Origin of the sequence: Micrococcus luteus NCTC 2665, from assembly GCF_000023205.1 — a bacterium.
Taxonomy (GTDB): Bacteria; Actinomycetota; Actinomycetes; order Actinomycetales; family Micrococcaceae; genus Micrococcus; species Micrococcus luteus.
The window spans coordinates 196,883-210,954 of the sequence record NC_012803.1 but is presented as its reverse complement, the minus strand read 5'-3'; the positions used below and the strand labels follow the sequence as shown (position 1 = coordinate 210,954).

At 72.6% G+C, this 14,072-nt stretch carries 13 protein-coding genes, 3 tRNA genes and 1 pseudogene; 9 read left to right on the top strand and 8 right to left on the bottom strand.

Annotation, left to right across the window (positions count from 1 at the left end; all coding sequences use genetic code 11):
* Nucleotides 1-10: 10 nt before the first annotated feature.
* Nucleotides 11-909: pseudogene (locus MLUT_RS23520) on the top strand (IS5 family transposase).
* Between the two features lie 41 nt (nucleotides 910-950).
* Here the strand turns inward: MLUT_RS23520 and pyrE are convergent.
* A complete protein-coding gene (gene pyrE / locus MLUT_RS12555; RefSeq protein ID WP_036335908.1) occupies nucleotides 951-1,547 on the bottom strand; it encodes an orotate phosphoribosyltransferase in 597 nt (198 codons plus the stop codon).
* A gap of 58 nt (nucleotides 1,548-1,605) precedes the next feature.
* On the opposite strand from pyrE, the gene MLUT_RS12550 reads away from it, so the two are divergent.
* From MLUT_RS12550 to MLUT_RS12535, 4 genes are read left to right on the top strand one after another with little or no spacing between them, the layout of a single operon-like run.
* Complete coding sequence (locus MLUT_RS12550; RefSeq protein ID WP_010079606.1) at nucleotides 1,606-2,052, top strand: MarR family winged helix-turn-helix transcriptional regulator; 447 nt, start codon at nucleotides 1,606-1,608, stop codon at nucleotides 2,050-2,052.
* A 58-nt stretch (nucleotides 2,053-2,110) separates the two neighbouring features.
* Entirely contained in the window at nucleotides 2,111-3,019 is a 909-nt protein-coding gene (gene nadE, locus MLUT_RS12545) for an NAD(+) synthase (protein ID WP_010079607.1), read from the top strand.
* A 44-nt stretch (nucleotides 3,020-3,063) separates the two neighbouring features.
* Nucleotides 3,064-3,891, top strand: coding sequence for an exodeoxyribonuclease III (locus MLUT_RS12540; RefSeq protein ID WP_010079608.1), 828 nt, complete (start codon nucleotides 3,064-3,066; stop codon nucleotides 3,889-3,891).
* Nucleotides 3,892-3,909: 18 nt separating this feature from the next.
* Nucleotides 3,910-4,812: a DUF8083 family protein gene (locus tag MLUT_RS12535; RefSeq protein WP_010079609.1), complete on the top strand. Its 903-nt coding sequence runs from the start codon at nucleotides 3,910-3,912 to the stop codon at nucleotides 4,810-4,812.
* Nucleotides 4,813-4,821: 9 nt separating this feature from the next.
* Here MLUT_RS12535 and MLUT_RS12530 read toward each other — a convergent pair whose 3' ends face one another.
* Nucleotides 4,822-5,400: a nitroreductase family protein gene (locus MLUT_RS12530; protein ID WP_010079610.1), complete on the bottom strand. Its 579-nt coding sequence runs from the start codon at nucleotides 5,398-5,400 to the stop codon at nucleotides 4,822-4,824.
* Nucleotides 5,401-5,504: 104 nt separating this feature from the next.
* Between MLUT_RS12530 and MLUT_RS12525 the strand changes: the two genes are divergently transcribed.
* The gene (locus MLUT_RS12525; RefSeq protein ID WP_010079611.1) at nucleotides 5,505-7,328 is read left to right on the top strand and encodes a glycoside hydrolase family 13 protein; all 1,824 of its coding nucleotides are present in this window, start codon (nucleotides 5,505-5,507) and stop codon (nucleotides 7,326-7,328) included.
* A gap of 206 nt (nucleotides 7,329-7,534) precedes the next feature.
* Nucleotides 7,535-9,001 (top strand): amino acid permease, encoded by a 1,467-nt coding sequence (locus MLUT_RS12520; protein WP_010079612.1) that lies wholly within the window; start codon nucleotides 7,535-7,537, stop codon nucleotides 8,999-9,001.
* An 83-nt stretch (nucleotides 9,002-9,084) separates the two neighbouring features.
* Here MLUT_RS12520 and MLUT_RS12515 read toward each other — a convergent pair whose 3' ends face one another.
* Nucleotides 9,085-10,944, bottom strand: coding sequence for a BCCT family transporter (locus MLUT_RS12515; protein WP_010079613.1), 1,860 nt, complete (start codon nucleotides 10,942-10,944; stop codon nucleotides 9,085-9,087).
* Between the two features lie 201 nt (nucleotides 10,945-11,145).
* On the opposite strand from MLUT_RS12515, the gene MLUT_RS12510 reads away from it, so the two are divergent.
* Nucleotides 11,146-11,412 (top strand): hypothetical protein, encoded by a 267-nt coding sequence (locus tag MLUT_RS12510; protein WP_002856131.1) that lies wholly within the window; start codon nucleotides 11,146-11,148, stop codon nucleotides 11,410-11,412.
* 7 nt (nucleotides 11,413-11,419) lie between these two features.
* Here the strand turns inward: MLUT_RS12510 and MLUT_RS12505 are convergent, their stop codons facing one another.
* The 4 genes from MLUT_RS12505 to MLUT_RS12490 form a co-directional block, all read right to left on the bottom strand.
* Nucleotides 11,420-12,034 carry a cysteine hydrolase family protein gene (locus tag MLUT_RS12505; RefSeq protein ID WP_010079614.1) on the bottom strand — a complete coding sequence of 205 codons (615 nt, stop codon included), beginning with the start codon at nucleotides 12,032-12,034 and terminating at the stop codon, nucleotides 11,420-11,422.
* Between the two features lie 92 nt (nucleotides 12,035-12,126).
* A tRNA-Phe gene (locus MLUT_RS12500) sits at nucleotides 12,127-12,202 on the bottom strand.
* A gap of 72 nt (nucleotides 12,203-12,274) precedes the next feature.
* A tRNA-Asp gene (locus MLUT_RS12495) sits at nucleotides 12,275-12,348 on the bottom strand.
* Nucleotides 12,349-12,464: 116 nt separating this feature from the next.
* Nucleotides 12,465-12,537: transfer RNA gene (locus MLUT_RS12490), tRNA-Glu, on the bottom strand.
* A gap of 125 nt (nucleotides 12,538-12,662) precedes the next feature.
* Here MLUT_RS12490 and MLUT_RS12485 point away from each other — a divergent pair.
* Complete coding sequence (locus tag MLUT_RS12485; protein WP_010079615.1) at nucleotides 12,663-13,058, top strand: metallopeptidase family protein; 396 nt, start codon at nucleotides 12,663-12,665, stop codon at nucleotides 13,056-13,058.
* 7 nt (nucleotides 13,059-13,065) lie between these two features.
* Here the strand turns inward: MLUT_RS12485 and MLUT_RS12480 are convergent, their stop codons facing one another.
* Nucleotides 13,066-14,040 carry a universal stress protein gene (locus MLUT_RS12480; protein ID WP_010079616.1) on the bottom strand — a complete coding sequence of 325 codons (975 nt, stop codon included), beginning with the start codon at nucleotides 14,038-14,040 and terminating at the stop codon, nucleotides 13,066-13,068.
* Nucleotides 14,041-14,072: the final 32 nt, after the last annotated feature.

Sequence of the window (14,072 nt, the reverse complement as noted above, 5' to 3'; positions counted from 1 at the left end):
GGGGACGTGGATGCGCGAGTCTGGGGTCATGTCGCGTGATGTCATCTCGGACGAGGTCTGGGCCGTGATCGGCCCGCTGTTCCCTGCCCCGAAGTCCACCGGTCGGCCCCCGGTGGATCGGCGCGCGGTGGTCGAGGCCACCGCGTGGCGCTTCCGCACCGGAGCTCCGTGGCGGGATCTGCCCGAGCGGTTCGGGAACTGGAACACGATCTACAAGAACTTCAACCGGTGGGCCGCCCAGGGTGTGTGGGAGCGCGTGCTCGAGCGCACTCAGTCGATGGCACAGCAGGCTGGCGAGCTGGATTGGGTGGCCTCGATCGATTCCACGATCGTGCGCGTCCATCAGCACGGGGCGACCCTGCCCCGCCCCACAGGGGGCCTGGATGAACGACAAGAAATCCGGGGACGAGCCGGCTGATCATGCCATCGGATGCTCCCGCGGCGGTCTGACGACGAAGTCTCATCTGGTCTGTGATGGCAAGGGCCGGGTGCTGGCGTTCGTGGTGACCGGCGGGCAGGTGGCTTCACACCTCGATGCTGGCCACCACGCTGGAGCAGATCAGCGTTGCCGGGGCCCGTGGGCGGCCCCGGACACGCCCTGACCGCCTGATTGCGGACAAGGGCTACCCCTCGAAGGCGAACCGGGCTTGGCTGCGCCGGCATGGCATCGCGGCCACGATCCCCGAGCGGGCCGATCAGATCGCGCACCGGCGCCGCCGCCCGGGCCGGCCGATCGACTTCGGTGAAGACCAGCGCCAGCGCTACCGGGGACGCAATGTCGTGGAGCGGTGCTTCAACCGGCTCAAGCAGTGGCGAGGGATCGCGATGCGTTCGGACAAGTACGCCCGGAGCTATCACGCCGGGCTCAGCCTCGCAGCGACACTGCACTGGCTGACTACCCTACTTTAGCAACACGCCCTAGGCGGGCGGCGCACGGGGCCGTCCGAGGCTCAGCCGAGGCCGAGCTCGTCCTTGCCGAACGCGTACAGGTACGGCACGTCCGCCTCCTCGGCCACGCGCTCGGCGGCGCCGGTCGCACGGTCCACGATCACGGCCACGGCCTGGACGTCGCCGCCCGCGTTGCGCACACCCTCGACGGCGGTCAGCGCGGAGCCGCCCGTCGTCGAGGTGTCCTCCAGCACGACGACGCGGCGACCGTCCACGCCCGGGCCCTCCACCTGCCGACCCATGCCGTACGACTTCTGCGCCTTGCGCACCACGAACGCGTCGAGCGCACGGCCCGCGGCGCCGGCCTGATGCATCATCGCGGTGGCCACGGGGTCGGCGCCCATGGTCAGACCCCCCACCGCGTCGAACGCGATCCCGTTCTCCTCGAGCAGGCGCAGCATCACGCGGCCGATCAGCGGGGCGGCCTCGTGGTGCAGGGTGACACGACGCAGGTCCACGTAGTAGTCCGCCTCCTTGCCGGAGGACAGGGTCACCCGGCCGTGCACCACAGCCAGATCCTGGATGAGCTGCTTGAGCCGCTCGCGGTCCTGCTGGGGCGTGGGGACGGTGGGGGTCTGCGCGTCGGTCATGCCGCCCATGCTAGTGCGGGCCCGGCCACCCCTGCCGCTTCCGTCCCGGCCTGGCTAGGCTCGGGTTATGAGCGAGATCCCGCACGACGACACCGCCGTCCAGCACCCCTCTGGCCTGCCCCTGGCGCACTGGCTCACCCTCACCGAGGGCCTGATCGCGGCGCGCGTGGCCGAGAGCCTAGAGGAGCACGGCCTGACCCGCGCCCAATGGCAGCTGCTGAACACCCTCACGGTGGCCCCGCAGTCCCGTGCCGAGCTCGAGGCCGGCTTCGAGGAGGAGCAGCGCGGCGCGGTGTCCGGTCAGATCGAGGAGCTGGTCGAGTCCCACTGGGTGACGGTCGAGGGCGACCTCTACACCCTCACCGCCACGGGCCGCACTGCGGGCGCCCGCGTGGGTGAGGCGGTCGAGGCCCTGCGTGCCGAGGCGACGGCGGACGTCCCGCGGGACCAGATCGACGACGCCGTCCGCGTCCTGCGCCGCATCGCCCGCAACCTGGGGCACCCGGACGCGTGAGCCGCCGTCGCCGACCGCCCCTGTCCCCGTGCGCGGCGCCGGTCCTACGCTGACCGGCATGCGTGAACTCCAGCAGCGGATCATCGCCGAGCAGTGCGTCCTCCCTGAGATCGACCCCGCGGCCGAAGTCGAACGGCGCGTGGCCTTCCTCGCCGACTACCTCGCGGCCACGGGCGCGTCCGGCTTCGTCCTGGGCATCTCCGGCGGCGTGGACTCCACCGTGGGTGGGCGGCTGGCTCAGCTCGCCGTCGAGCGTCGCCGAGCCCAGCTCGGCGTCCCGGACGCCGTCGCCCTGGGCGGCCCCGGCACCACCCCGGCGGGTGAGGCGGGGGTGGGCGCCGACGTCGTGCCCTCCCGCGAGAACCCCCGGTTCACCGCCGTGCGCCTGCCCTACAAGGTGCAGCACGACGAGGCGGATGCGCGGGCGGCCATGGACTTCGTGGGTGCGGATCAGGACGTCACCCTGAACATCGCGGAGGCCGTGCAGGGTCTGGCCGCCGCCTTCGCCGAGGGGGTGGGGGAGCCGATCTCGGACTACAACCAGGGCAACGTGAAGGCCCGCATCCGCATGACGGCGCAGTACGCGGTGGCCGGTGCCCACGGGCAGCTGGTGATCGGCACGGACCACGCGGCGGAGGCCGTCACCGGGTTCTACACGAAGTTCGGCGACGGCGGCGCGGACGTCCTGCCGCTGGCCGGCCTGAACAAGCGGCAGGTGCGGGCGCTGGGCCGCGAGCTCGGCGCCCCCGAGCCCCTGTGGAACAAGGTGCCCACCGCGGACCTGCTGGACGGCACGCCGGGCCAGACGGACGAGGCCGAACTCGGGATGACGTACGAGGACATCGACGACTACCTCGAGGGCAAGGACGTCCCCACCGAGGTCGCGGAGAAGCTCGAGGGCATCTGGCTCCGCAGCCGCCACAAGCGCACCACGCCGGTGACGATCCACGACGACTGGTGGCGCTGAGGCGCCGATCCCACGGTGTCCGCGCCCTTCGATAGCCTGGCCGGGTGAAGATCGCCACCTGGAACGTCAACTCCCTCCGTGCCCGCGCCGACCGCGTCGAGGCCTTCCTCGAGCGCCATGACATCGACGTCCTGGCCATCCAGGAGACCAAGTGCCGGGACGAGAACTTCCCGTGGGAGCTCTTCGAGCGCGCCGGCTACGAGGTGGTCCACAACGGCACCTCGCAGTGGAACGGCGTGGCCATCGCCTCCCGCGTCGGCCTGAGCGACGTGCAGCGCGGCTTCCCCGGCCAGCCGCACTTCGGCAAGGGCGGCGTGGACCCCCAGGAGGAGTCCCGCGCCATCGGGGCGACCGTGGGCGCCGAGGCGGCCGACGGCGTCGCCCCGGTGCGCCTGTGGAGCCTGTACGTGCCCAACGGGCGCGGCCTGGAGGACGAGCACATGGGCTACAAGCTCGAGTGGCTGCGCGTGCTCCAGGAGCACGCGGCCGCTCACCTCGCCGAGGACCCGGACACCCGGCTCGCCCTGGCCGGCGACTGGAACATCGCTCCGCAGGACGAGGACGTGTGGGACATCGAGCTGTTCCAGCGCGAGGGCTACACGCACGTCTCCCCGGCCGAGCGAGCGGCGTTCCACGCGTTCGAGGACGCCGGGCTGGTGGACGTGGTGCGCCCGCGCCACCCCGGCCCCGGCGTGTACACGTACTGGGACTACACGGGCCTGGCCTTCCCCAAGAAGAAGGGCATGCGCATCGACTTCCAGCTGTGCTCCCCCGCCCTCGCACGGACGGTCACGGACGCCTGGATCGAGCGCGAGGAGCGCAAGGGCAAGGGCGCCTCGGACCACGCGCCCGTGGTCGTCGAGCTGGGCTGAGCCACGGACGAGCCCGCGATGACCCACGACGACGACGGCCCGCCCCCGGGTGTCGCGCGCGGCACCGCGCACCTGCGCGTCTTCCAGCCGCTGGCCGCGTTCCCAGACGCGGTCCAGGCGCGACTGATCGCCGGCGGCCACCGCACGCGCGCCGAGGTGGAGGCCGAGGCGGCGGAGCGGGCCCGGCGTCGCCTGGCCCGGCCCGTGGCCGACCCGTTCCCGGAGCCCGGTGAGGACGACCTGGTGCGGGTCCTGCAGGACGAGCACCGCTCCGCGTTCTACTGCCCGGACGAGCGGGGCCTGCGGGCCGAGATGGCCGCGGCCGTGCTCGAGGAGACCATGCTGCCGCGGCTGCACGAGGCCGCCATCCCGCCGGCAGCGCGGGCCATGAACCGCGGCCGCGCCCTCGTGGCGCTCGAGGAGGAGTGGGGCCTCTCCCCCGACCCGGACGCGGAGGGCGAGGACCCGCAGGGCGAGGACGGTGCGCCGGACCACCACCGCGTGCAGACGCGCACGGCCACGTGGGGTGTGCCGCACGGCTGGCTCACGGTGTTCGACCCCGAGGAGCCGGTGCAGCGCCTCGTGGACGGCGAGCGCACGGCGTACCGGCGCGCCCCGATCGTTTCCGCCCGGGAGCGGGCCGGGCACGCGGCGGCGGTGCTCGCGCGGCACGCCCCGGACGCGGAGCTGATCGGCGAGCTCACGGTGATGCTGGAGTGGCTCGGCGCGTTCCACCCCGACTCGTGGGTCGAGCTGGACTACGGCGGCCTCACGCGGCACGTGTGGCCGGACGACTCCGTCTTCGACCTGTGGACGCTCATCGACGCCCTCGAGGAGGGCGACGAGGTGACCGCCGGCGTCGCGCAGGAACGGCTGAACCGTCGCTGGGCCGCCGTCGGGATGCTGGCCCGGCTGACCTGAGCCTGCCGCTCAGCCCTGCGGCATGCGGCCCAGGAACGGGGCCGGGTCCAGGGCGGGCTTCTTGGAGGCCTCGAGACGGGCCCGGAAGGCCGGGTCCACGTCCCCCACGTAGAGCCAGCCCAGCAGCCGCTCGTGGTCGCCGAGCCCGTGGGCCGCGCGCACGGCGGGGGCGTCCGTGTGCAGGCCGGAGCGCCACATCACGCCCCAGCCGGCCTGCCACAGCGCGAGTTCGAGCAGGTGCGCGGCGCCCGCGGCGGTGGCGTCCTGTTCCCAGACCGGCACGCCGGGGTGGGGCCGGTGCGAGGCGACGACGGCGATCAGCAGCTCCGCCCGGTACGGCTTGGGGTTGACCTCGCCCGGCTCCCGCTCGGTGCCGGCGGCCGTGTCGAGGGCCTGGCCGAGGCGATGGCGGTCCTCACCGCGCAGCAGGATGAGCCGCCAGGGGCGCAGCGCCTTGTGGTCGGCCACGGGGGTGACGGCCGCGAGCAGACCCGCGAGCTCCTCGTCCGTGGGGGTGGTCGGGCCCACCCTGGACACGGAGCGGCGCGAGGCCATGGCGTGCAGGACGGGATCCTCGAAGTGCCTCATCCGGCCATGGTGGCCGACCGCGCCGGACGCCCGAGACGCACACCACGCCGCCGACACCAGCCACGCGGGGCGCGCGCTCCGGCGTCGGGCCTAGGGTGGATCCCATGACCACGCAGCGCCTGAGCACCCCGCCCTCGGAAGCCCGGAACCGGCCCGTCACGCCGTGGTGGGTGGACGCCGTGATCTACCAGGTGTACCCGCGCTCCTTCGCGGACGCGGACGGGGACGGCATGGGCGACCTGCGCGGCGTCACCTCGCGCCTCGACTACCTGGCCCAGCTCGGCGTGGACGCGATCTGGCTCTCGCCCTTCTACCTCTCCCCGCAGCACGACGCCGGCTACGACGTCGCGGACTACCGCACCGTGGACCCGCGGTTCGGCACGCTCGCGGACGCGGACGAGATGATCGCCGCCGCGCACGAGGCCGGCATCCGCGTGGTCGTGGACCTCGTGCCGAACCACACCTCGTCCGAGCACGCGTGGTTCCAGGCCGCCCTGGCCGCCGGCCCCGGCTCCCCCGAGCGCGCCCGCTACCACTTCGCCGAGGGCCGCGGCGAGCACGGCGAGCTGCCCCCCAACAACTGGGAGTCCACGTTCGGCGGCGGGGCCTGGACCCGCGTGACCGAGGCGGACGGCACCCCGGGCCAGTGGTACCTGCACCTGTTCGACACCACGCAGCCGGACCTGAACTGGGAGAACGAGGAGGTGCGCGAGGAGTTCCGCTCCATCCTGCGGTTCTGGCTGGACCGCGGCGTGGACGGCTTCCGAGTGGACGTGGCCCACGGGCTCATCAAGCAGCCCGGCTACCCGGACGCCGAGCACTCCCGCATGGGCATGGTCACGGACGCGGGCGAGGACGCCGACCCCACGTTCGACCCGGACACCTTCGAGCCGCTCACCCCGTTCATGGACCAGGACCGTGTCCACGAGGTCTACCGGGACTGGCGGCGGGTCCTGGACTCCTACGACCACGAGCCGATGATGGTGGCCGAGGCGTGGGTGGCCCCGCTCTCGCGCATGTTCCGGTACGTCCGCCCCGGCGAGATGCACCAGACCTTCAACTTCACCTACCTCATGGCGGGCTGGGACGCCGTGTCGCTGACCCACGCGATCGACCGGTCCTTCGAGCAGGCCGATCGGGTCGGCGCCCCGAACACCTGGGTGCTCTCGAACCACGACACGGTGCGCCACGCCTCCCGCTACGGCCTCGCGGACCCGAGCTCCTACCCCGCCGGCATCACGGCCGAGGACGAGCAGCCGGACGAGGCGGTCGGTCGCCGTCGGGCCCGCGCCGCCGCGATGGTGGAGTTGGGCCTGCCCGGCTCCGCGTACATCTACCAGGGCGACGAGCTGGGCCTGCCCGAGCACACCACCCTGGCCGCCGAGCACCGCCAGGACCCGTACTTCTTCCGCACGGACGGCAAGGAGCCCGGCCGCGACGGCTGCCGCATCCCTCTGCCGTGGGCCGCGGACGAGCCGTCCTACGGCTTCTCGACCCCCGCGGACGACGACAGCCCGGCGTCCGCCGCCGAGGGCGTCGCCGCGCCGTGGCTGCCCCAGCCCGCGTCCTTCCGGGCGCTGGCGGCGGACCGGCAGGTCGGCGTCGAGGGCTCCGTGTTCGAGCTGTACCGGCGTCTGCTGCAGATCCGCGGCGAGCTCGACCTGGGCACGGGCACGTTCGCGTGGTCCGAGCACCACGACCCCGCACGCGGCGTGTTGGCGTTCACGGTCACCTCGGGCGGTGGCCGGCACCTGGGCTCGGGCGAGCCGATCCCGGCGCGCACCGTGCTCGTGATGGCGAACTTGTCGACCGATCCCGTCGACCTGCCCGCGGGCCATTCCCGGGCCCTGTTCTCCCTCGAGGAGGCGGAGGCCGTGCAGGACGGGCAGCTGGCCCACGACGCCGCCGCGTGGCTGCTCATGGACTGAACCGGGCGCGCCCCGGGACACGCCGGGGCGCCACAGACCTTCCGCGGGGAATCGGCGGTGGCCGAGGTCACATCATCCGGCCTGGCCGGATAAACGCGACGTAACGTCCACGATGACTCGCATCACACCGGACAAAGTGGCATGACCGCTGTGTCACGAGTCACCATGGCGTGTCCTGATCCACCCCCTTCGAGCGGAGACTTCACGTGAGCACCTCCCCCTCCGGCTCCCACGTCGCCGAGCCCGGCGCGGCCACCGCGGACCGCGGGCAGCTGCACCGCGGCCTGAGCCAGCGGCACATCATGTTCATCGCCCTGGGCACGGCGGTGGGCACCGGCCTCTTCTACGGCTCGGCCGGCGGCATCCAGGCCGCCGGGCCGGGCGTGATCCTGTCCTTCCTCGTCGCCGGCGCCGCCGTGTTCCTCGTGATGCGCGCCCTCGGCGAGATGACGCTCCGTGAGCCCGTCTCCGGCTCCTTCGCCGCCTATGCCTCCCGTTATCTCGGCCCCTTCGCCGGCTACGTGACCGGCTGGACCTTCGTCTTCGAGCTGGCCGTCGTGATCATCGCGGACACCGCCGCCATCACCGCGTACATGGCGTTCTGGTTCCCGGGGGTCCCGGCCTGGGCCTGGGTCGCCGCCACGATCCTCGTGGTCGGCCTGATCAACTTCACGCACGTCGGGAACTTCGGCGAGGCCGAGTTCTGGCTGACGCTCGTGAAGGTCGGGGCCATCGTGGCGATGATCTTCGGCGGTGTGATCCTGCTCTTCACCGGCGCCTCCACCGCGGACGGCACCCAGGCCAGCCTGGCGAACCTCGTGGACCACGGCGGATTCCTGCCGCACGGCATCCTGGGCGTGCTGACCGCGCTCACCATCGTGACGTTCTCCTTCGGCGGCATCGAGACCCTCGGCGTGGCCGCGGGCGAGGCCAAGAACCCGGAGAAGGTGCTGCCCAAGGCCATCAACACGGTGCCGATCCGCATCCTGTTGTTCTACGTGCTGACGATGGCGGTCATCATGGCCCTCGTCCCCTGGAACCAGGTGGACGGCAAGGCCAGCCCGTTCGTGCAGATCTTCGAAGGCCTCGGCGTCCCCTTCGCCCCGCACCTGCTGAACTTCGTGGTGCTCACGGCCGCCGTCTCCGCGATCAACGCCTGCATCTACGCGTCCGGTCGCCTGCTCTACTCGATGGCCCACGACGGCCAGGCACCCCGGGCCTTCACCCACACCAACCGCGGCGGCGTGCCGTGGCTGTCCGTGGCCGTGATGCTGGGCGTGATGGTGCTCGGCGCGGTGCTGATCACCGTGGACCCGAACGCCTTCAGCCTGGTGGCCAGCGTCGCCTCGTTCGCCGTGGTGCTGACCTGGGCCATGATCTTCCTGTCCCACCGCGCCATGCGCAGGCGTGTCGCGGAGCAGGGCGCGGAGCCGTCCCCCTTCCCCATGCCGCTGGGCGACGTCGGCACCTACCTGGGCCTGGCGTTCGTGGCCACCGTGGTGATCACCATGGCCACCATCCCGGATTCGCGCCAGGCGCTCATCATCGGTCTCGTGTGGGTCGCCGTCCTGACCCTCGCCTGGTTCGTCACGGGCACCCGCGCGTCGGCCGCGGCCCACAACCGCACCGGCACCCTGCCGGTGGTCCGCACCCGCCAGTCCCACGAGGACTGACCCCCCGGATGAGAACGGCCCCTGTCCCGCGCGGGACAGGGGCCGTTCTCATCCGGGCCGGGAGGGCGCCCGGGGGCCGGACGTCAGTGCTCGTAGCGGCGCAGCCGGGTGCGGCGCGGCCCCTCCGAGGCCGGGACGCCGGCGGCCGCATCGGCGATCCGCTGCTGGTGGTCCCGGCTGAGCGAGGCCCACCACTGCGAGGCCGCCACGGGGCCGGAGTCGACCACCTCGTCGTCGTCGGACTCGAGGCCCAGGCGGTCCTTGATGGAGGCCAGCATGGCCTGGCGGCGCACCGCCTCCACCCGCGCCACGGAGTAGCCGAGCGAGCGGAACGTGGCCAGGCAGATCAGCAGCATCATCACGGAGAACGGCAGGCCGATGGTGATGGCCAGGACCTGGATCGCGGACAGGCCGCCCGCGGCCAGCAGGGCCGCGGCCATGAGCGAGGTGGCGATCGCGAAGAAGATCTTCACCGTGGCCTTCGGGTTCACGTCACCGCCGGTGGCGAGCATGCCCATCACCAGCGAGCCCGAGTCGGCGGAGGTGATGAAGAAGATGCCCGAGAGGATGATGGCGCCGACCACCAGCATCGTGCCCGCGGGCAGCTGCTCGAGCACCTGGAACAGTGCGGTGTTCGAGTCGATGGCGCCGTCCGCGCCCACCACGGAGGTGTATCCGGCGGGGCGGGTGGTCTCGAGGAAGACGGCGGTGCCGCCCAGGATGCCGAACCAGACCACGCAGACCAGGGTGGGCACCAGCAGCACGCCGGCGATGAACTCGCGCACGGTGCGGCCGCGCGAGATGCGGGCGATGAAGATGCCGACGAACGGCGTCCAGGACATCCACCAGCCCCAGTAGTACGCGCTCCAGCCGGCCTGCCACGCGTCGCCCTCGGCGCCGTAGAAGGCGGAGACGTTGAGCGAGTTCGCGAAGAAGTACTGCATGTAGGAGCCGAGGGACTGCACCATCTCCTTGAACAGGAACGCGGTGGGCCCCACGATCGCGATGAACAGCAGCAGGCCGGCGGCCAGGATCAGGTTGGTGTTGGACAGCCACTTCATGCCGCGCTCCACGCCGGAGACCACGGTGTAGAGCACCACACAGGTGACCGCGCCGATCATGGCGTACTCGAGCCAGGGGCTGTCCTCGGGCACGATGCCCAGCGAGCGCAGGCCCGCGGACATCTGGGTGACGCCGAGGCCCAGCGAGGTGGCCACGCCGAAGACGGTGCCGATGAGGGCGATGTTGTCGATCAGGTGCCCCCAGCCGCCGCGCACGCGGCGTTCGCCGATCAGCGGCTCGAAGGCCCAGCGCAGCGCGAGGGGACGGCCACGCCGGTGGATGGCCAGGGCGACCGCCACACCCACCACCGCGTAGATCGCCCAGGGCTGCAGGCCCCAATGCAGGAACGTGGTGGCCAGCGCCGACTGGGCGGCCTCCGCCTGGGTGGGGTTGGCGGCCGCCACGTCGGGCCGCGGCGAGGTGAAGTGCATGAGCGGCTCGGTCATGCCGAAGAACACGAGGCCGATGCCCATGCCCGCCGCGAAGAGCAGGGAGAACCAGGACAGCGTGGAGAACTCGGGCTTCTCATCGGGCTTGCCCAGCGTGATGTCGCCCTTGCGGGAGAACGCGAGGTAGCCGCAGAACAGCACGAAGAACAGGGCGACGAGGGCGTACCACCACGAGAAGTTCGTGATGATGGCCTGCTGGATCAGGCCGATGCCCACGGTCATCTGCTCGGGGGCGAGCAGCGTGGCCACCACGAAGGAGAGCACGATGACCGCGGAGGGCCAGAACACCCACGGCAGCAGGACGCGGTCGCGGGCGGCCGCGGCGGAGGTGGCAGGGGCGACGCCGGCGTCGGGGGCGGTCGCCGAGGACGGATGGTTCTCGGGTTGCTCGGGGATCATGGGCTCGGTCGAGGGCGGTGTCGGATCGCTCATCCTCCCGACCCTACGTGGTCCCGCACACCGCCCCCCGCCTGAGGCGCGGGCGAGTGGACGGTCTCACCCGGCGGGGTGACCGCGCCCACGGCCCCGGCGCGGGCGCCCCCTGGTGAGGCGTGGGCGGCCTCACTAGGGTGTGGGGCACCACGACGACGGCGGCGCCGGACGGGCCCGCCCGTGAGAGGAAGGACCCGCACCATGACCGACGTCCCCTTCGAGGACCGCGAGGACGAACGAGAGCTCGAGACGGACCTGCTCGCCGATCCCAACGCCGCCGGCGACCCCGAGCCGGAGGACGGCCGCGACGGCCAGCCCGTGCGCGGCGGCTCGGACGACCCGCAGCACTGGGCCGGGGAGGGACGTGCCCCGGACTCCCTGCGCAATGCGGAGTCCGCCGCCATGCACATCGAGGAGGACGCCCAGGACCGCACGCGCGCGGACGAGGGAGACGTCGAGATCCTGTGACCGCCCCTCAGCCCCGGTCGGGGACGAGGCCGGTGCGCAGGAGGGTGAGTGCCTCGTCCTGCCCGAGGAGCGGCTGACGCATCTCGGCGCGGAGGAAGTCGAGCATCGCCGCGGCCAGCGCCGGCTCTTCGGAGGCGATCGCGTCCGTCGCGATCGCGGCGTGGAAGTCGAGGGCGAACGCGGCCGTGGCGGTCTCGACGATGCAGCTGTGGGTGGAGACGCCGCACAGCAGGAGCCGATCCACCCCGCGGCCGCGCAGCTCGGCCGCCAGACCGGTGCCGTGGAAGGCGGAGTCCCGGGTCTTCACAACCTCAACGGCGTCCGGGGCGGCGGCCGCGACCCCGTCGAGCAGAGCGGCCTGCCGGGTGCCCGGGAAGGCGAAGCCCTCGCCATCCGCGAGCATGTTCAACGTCCACGTGGAGCGGTCCCGCGCGTGCTCGGTCCGCACCAGGAAGACGGGCCGGCCGGCCTCGTGCGCGGCCCTGAGCAGTTCCACGACCGCCGCCGTCAGCTCGGCCTGATGGGCGGCCAGCGCGGGATGCTCGAAGTAGCTGTGCTGGACGTCGATCACCACGAGCGCGGTCTCGCCGCCGGTCGAGCGGGGGGAGGGGGAATCGGGCATCGACCCAGTGTGCCCACCGCGTCGCCGCCTGTCAGCGGCCCGTCGCCCCGGACGACGAAGGCCCCCCGCGTCTGCGGGGGGCCTTCTCGAAGTGGTGGCTCCGACCGGCGTCGATCCGGTGACCTTACGATTTTCAGTCGTACGCTCTACCAACTGAGCTACAGAGCCCGGCGACCTTCGTCACCAGGACCATGCGTCACCGGACTCCGTTTCCGAATGCCGGTGATCGGACGATCCGAGCGACCCTGACGGGACTTGAACCCGCGACCTCCGCCGTGACAGGGCGGCGCGCTAACCAACTGCGCTACAGGGCCATGTTCTGTTGTTCTCGCCGCTTTCGCAACGAGTGGAAACTCTAGCAGAGCCTCCGAGCGTCGTGCAAATCCACGCTCCACGTGCCGTTCCGGCCGCCGAGGGCGGCCGTTCTGCGTACCCCCAACGGGATTCGAACCCGTGTCGCCGCCGTGAAAGGGCGGTGTCCTAGGCCTCTAGACGATAGGGGCAGGTCCGGTGTCGAGATTCCCGAGGTGGACCCTGGGAGTCTATGGTGGCCGCACACCCTCCGGCAAGTCCGGCCGCCGGCCGGCCGCCCTCCGCACCGCGGAGCCCCGCACCCCCAGGAGCCGCCGTGGACCACCGCCCGTCGCCCGACCAGCCCGCCGCCACGTGGATGAGCGAGCAGGAGTTCGACGACGCCGTCTCCGCGGCCCTCGCCCGCATCCCCGACGAGCTGGCACGGCTGCTGACGAACGTCGTCGTGGTGGTGGAGGACGAGTACGAGCCGCAGCGCTGGGAGGACCCGGCCACCGAGCTCTTCGGCCTCTACGAGGGCGTGCCGCTGACCGAGCGCGCCGAGTTCGCGTGGCAGATGCCGGACCGGATCGTGGTGTTCCGCGGTCCACTCACCCGCCATTGCACCTCCCGCGCCGAGCTCGAGGACGAGATCACCGTCACCGTCATGCACGAGGTGGGGCATTTCTTCGGCATCTCCGAGGAGCGCCTCCACGAGCTCGGCTGGGGCTGAACGCCGGTCAGGACTCCGGCTGGTCCTGGACCGGGCCGAACGAGGCGCGGCGGCTGAGGCGGACGTCCTTGCGGAACGGGACGACGAGCACCGGGCCCTTCGCGTGGTCCGCGACGCCGCGGCTCGTGGAGCCGACGATCGCACCGGCGAAGCCGCCCAGGCCGCGCGTGCCCACCACGGTGAGGCAGGCGGTGGCGCTCTGGTCCACCAACACGTCCACGGGGGTGCCGTCCACGAGCTCGGTGAGGACCTCGAGGCCGGGGAACTCGGAGCGGATCCACGCGGCGCCGGCGTCGAGACGCTCGCGCAGCTCCCGCTCTCGGGCCTCCTCGTCCAGGCTGACGGCCAGCCACGCGGCGTTCGCGCCCAGGGGCGGGACGGCGCACACGAGCTTCAGCGGGGCCTGGCGGAGGCGGGCCTCCTCGGCGGCCTCGAGAGCGGCGGCACGACCCTGCTCGGAACCGTCGACGCCCACCACGACGGCGGTCCTGTCCCCCGCGCGACTGGCCTCGACCCCGGCGGGGATGAGGGCGACGGGGCAGTGCGCGTGGCCGGGCAGCGCGGCGGCCACCGAGCCGAGCAGGCGACCCATGAAGCCGCCGCGGCCGCGGGCGCCCGAGACGAGCAGGGAGGCGTCGGCGGAGAGCTCCACGAGGACGCCGGCCGCGTCGCCGATCTCCACGCGCAGCTCCGGACGCACCCCGTCGGCGTCGAGCTTGCCGGCGACCTCCTCCAGGAGGGCCTGCACGCCCTCGCGGAGGCGGGAGTCGTCCAGGACGGCGCCGCCGGCGTCCGCGCCGTAGCCCCAGTACGCGGGGATCGAGTAGGCGGTGACGAGGGTCAGCGGCTCGCCGCGCAGGGCGGCCTCGCGCTGGGCCCAGCGGGCGGCGGAGACGGACTGGTCGGAGCCGTCCACACCCACCAGGACGCCGAGCGGTGCGTCCTCACGGCGGGGGGCGGCGGGCTGGGTCTGGGCGGACATGGCGACCTCCTCGAGTCAGACTCGACGGGCCC

What these genes read in the sequence shown, in the direction of transcription:
- pyrE (WP_036335908.1), bottom strand. Translation starts at nt 1,547, where the DNA reads ATGGGCGGCATGACCGACGCGCAGACCCCCACCGTCCCCACGCCCCAG.
- MLUT_RS12550 (WP_010079606.1), top strand. Translation starts at nt 1,606, where the DNA reads ATGAGCGAGATCCCGCACGACGACACCGCCGTCCAGCACCCCTCTGGC.
- nadE (WP_010079607.1), top strand. Translation starts at nt 2,111, where the DNA reads ATGCGTGAACTCCAGCAGCGGATCATCGCCGAGCAGTGCGTCCTCCCT.
- MLUT_RS12535 (WP_010079609.1), top strand. Translation starts at nt 3,910, where the DNA reads ATGACCCACGACGACGACGGCCCGCCCCCGGGTGTCGCGCGCGGCACC.
- MLUT_RS12530 (WP_010079610.1), bottom strand. Translation starts at nt 5,400, where the DNA reads ATGAGGCACTTCGAGGATCCCGTCCTGCACGCCATGGCCTCGCGCCGC.
- MLUT_RS12525 (WP_010079611.1), top strand. Translation starts at nt 5,505, where the DNA reads ATGACCACGCAGCGCCTGAGCACCCCGCCCTCGGAAGCCCGGAACCGG.
- MLUT_RS12515 (WP_010079613.1), bottom strand. Translation starts at nt 10,944, where the DNA reads ATGAGCGATCCGACACCGCCCTCGACCGAGCCCATGATCCCCGAGCAA.
- MLUT_RS12510 (WP_002856131.1), top strand. Translation starts at nt 11,146, where the DNA reads ATGACCGACGTCCCCTTCGAGGACCGCGAGGACGAACGAGAGCTCGAG.
- MLUT_RS12505 (WP_010079614.1), bottom strand. Translation starts at nt 12,034, where the DNA reads ATGCCCGATTCCCCCTCCCCCCGCTCGACCGGCGGCGAGACCGCGCTC.
- MLUT_RS12480 (WP_010079616.1), bottom strand. Translation starts at nt 14,040, where the DNA reads ATGTCCGCCCAGACCCAGCCCGCCGCCCCCCGCCGTGAGGACGCACCG.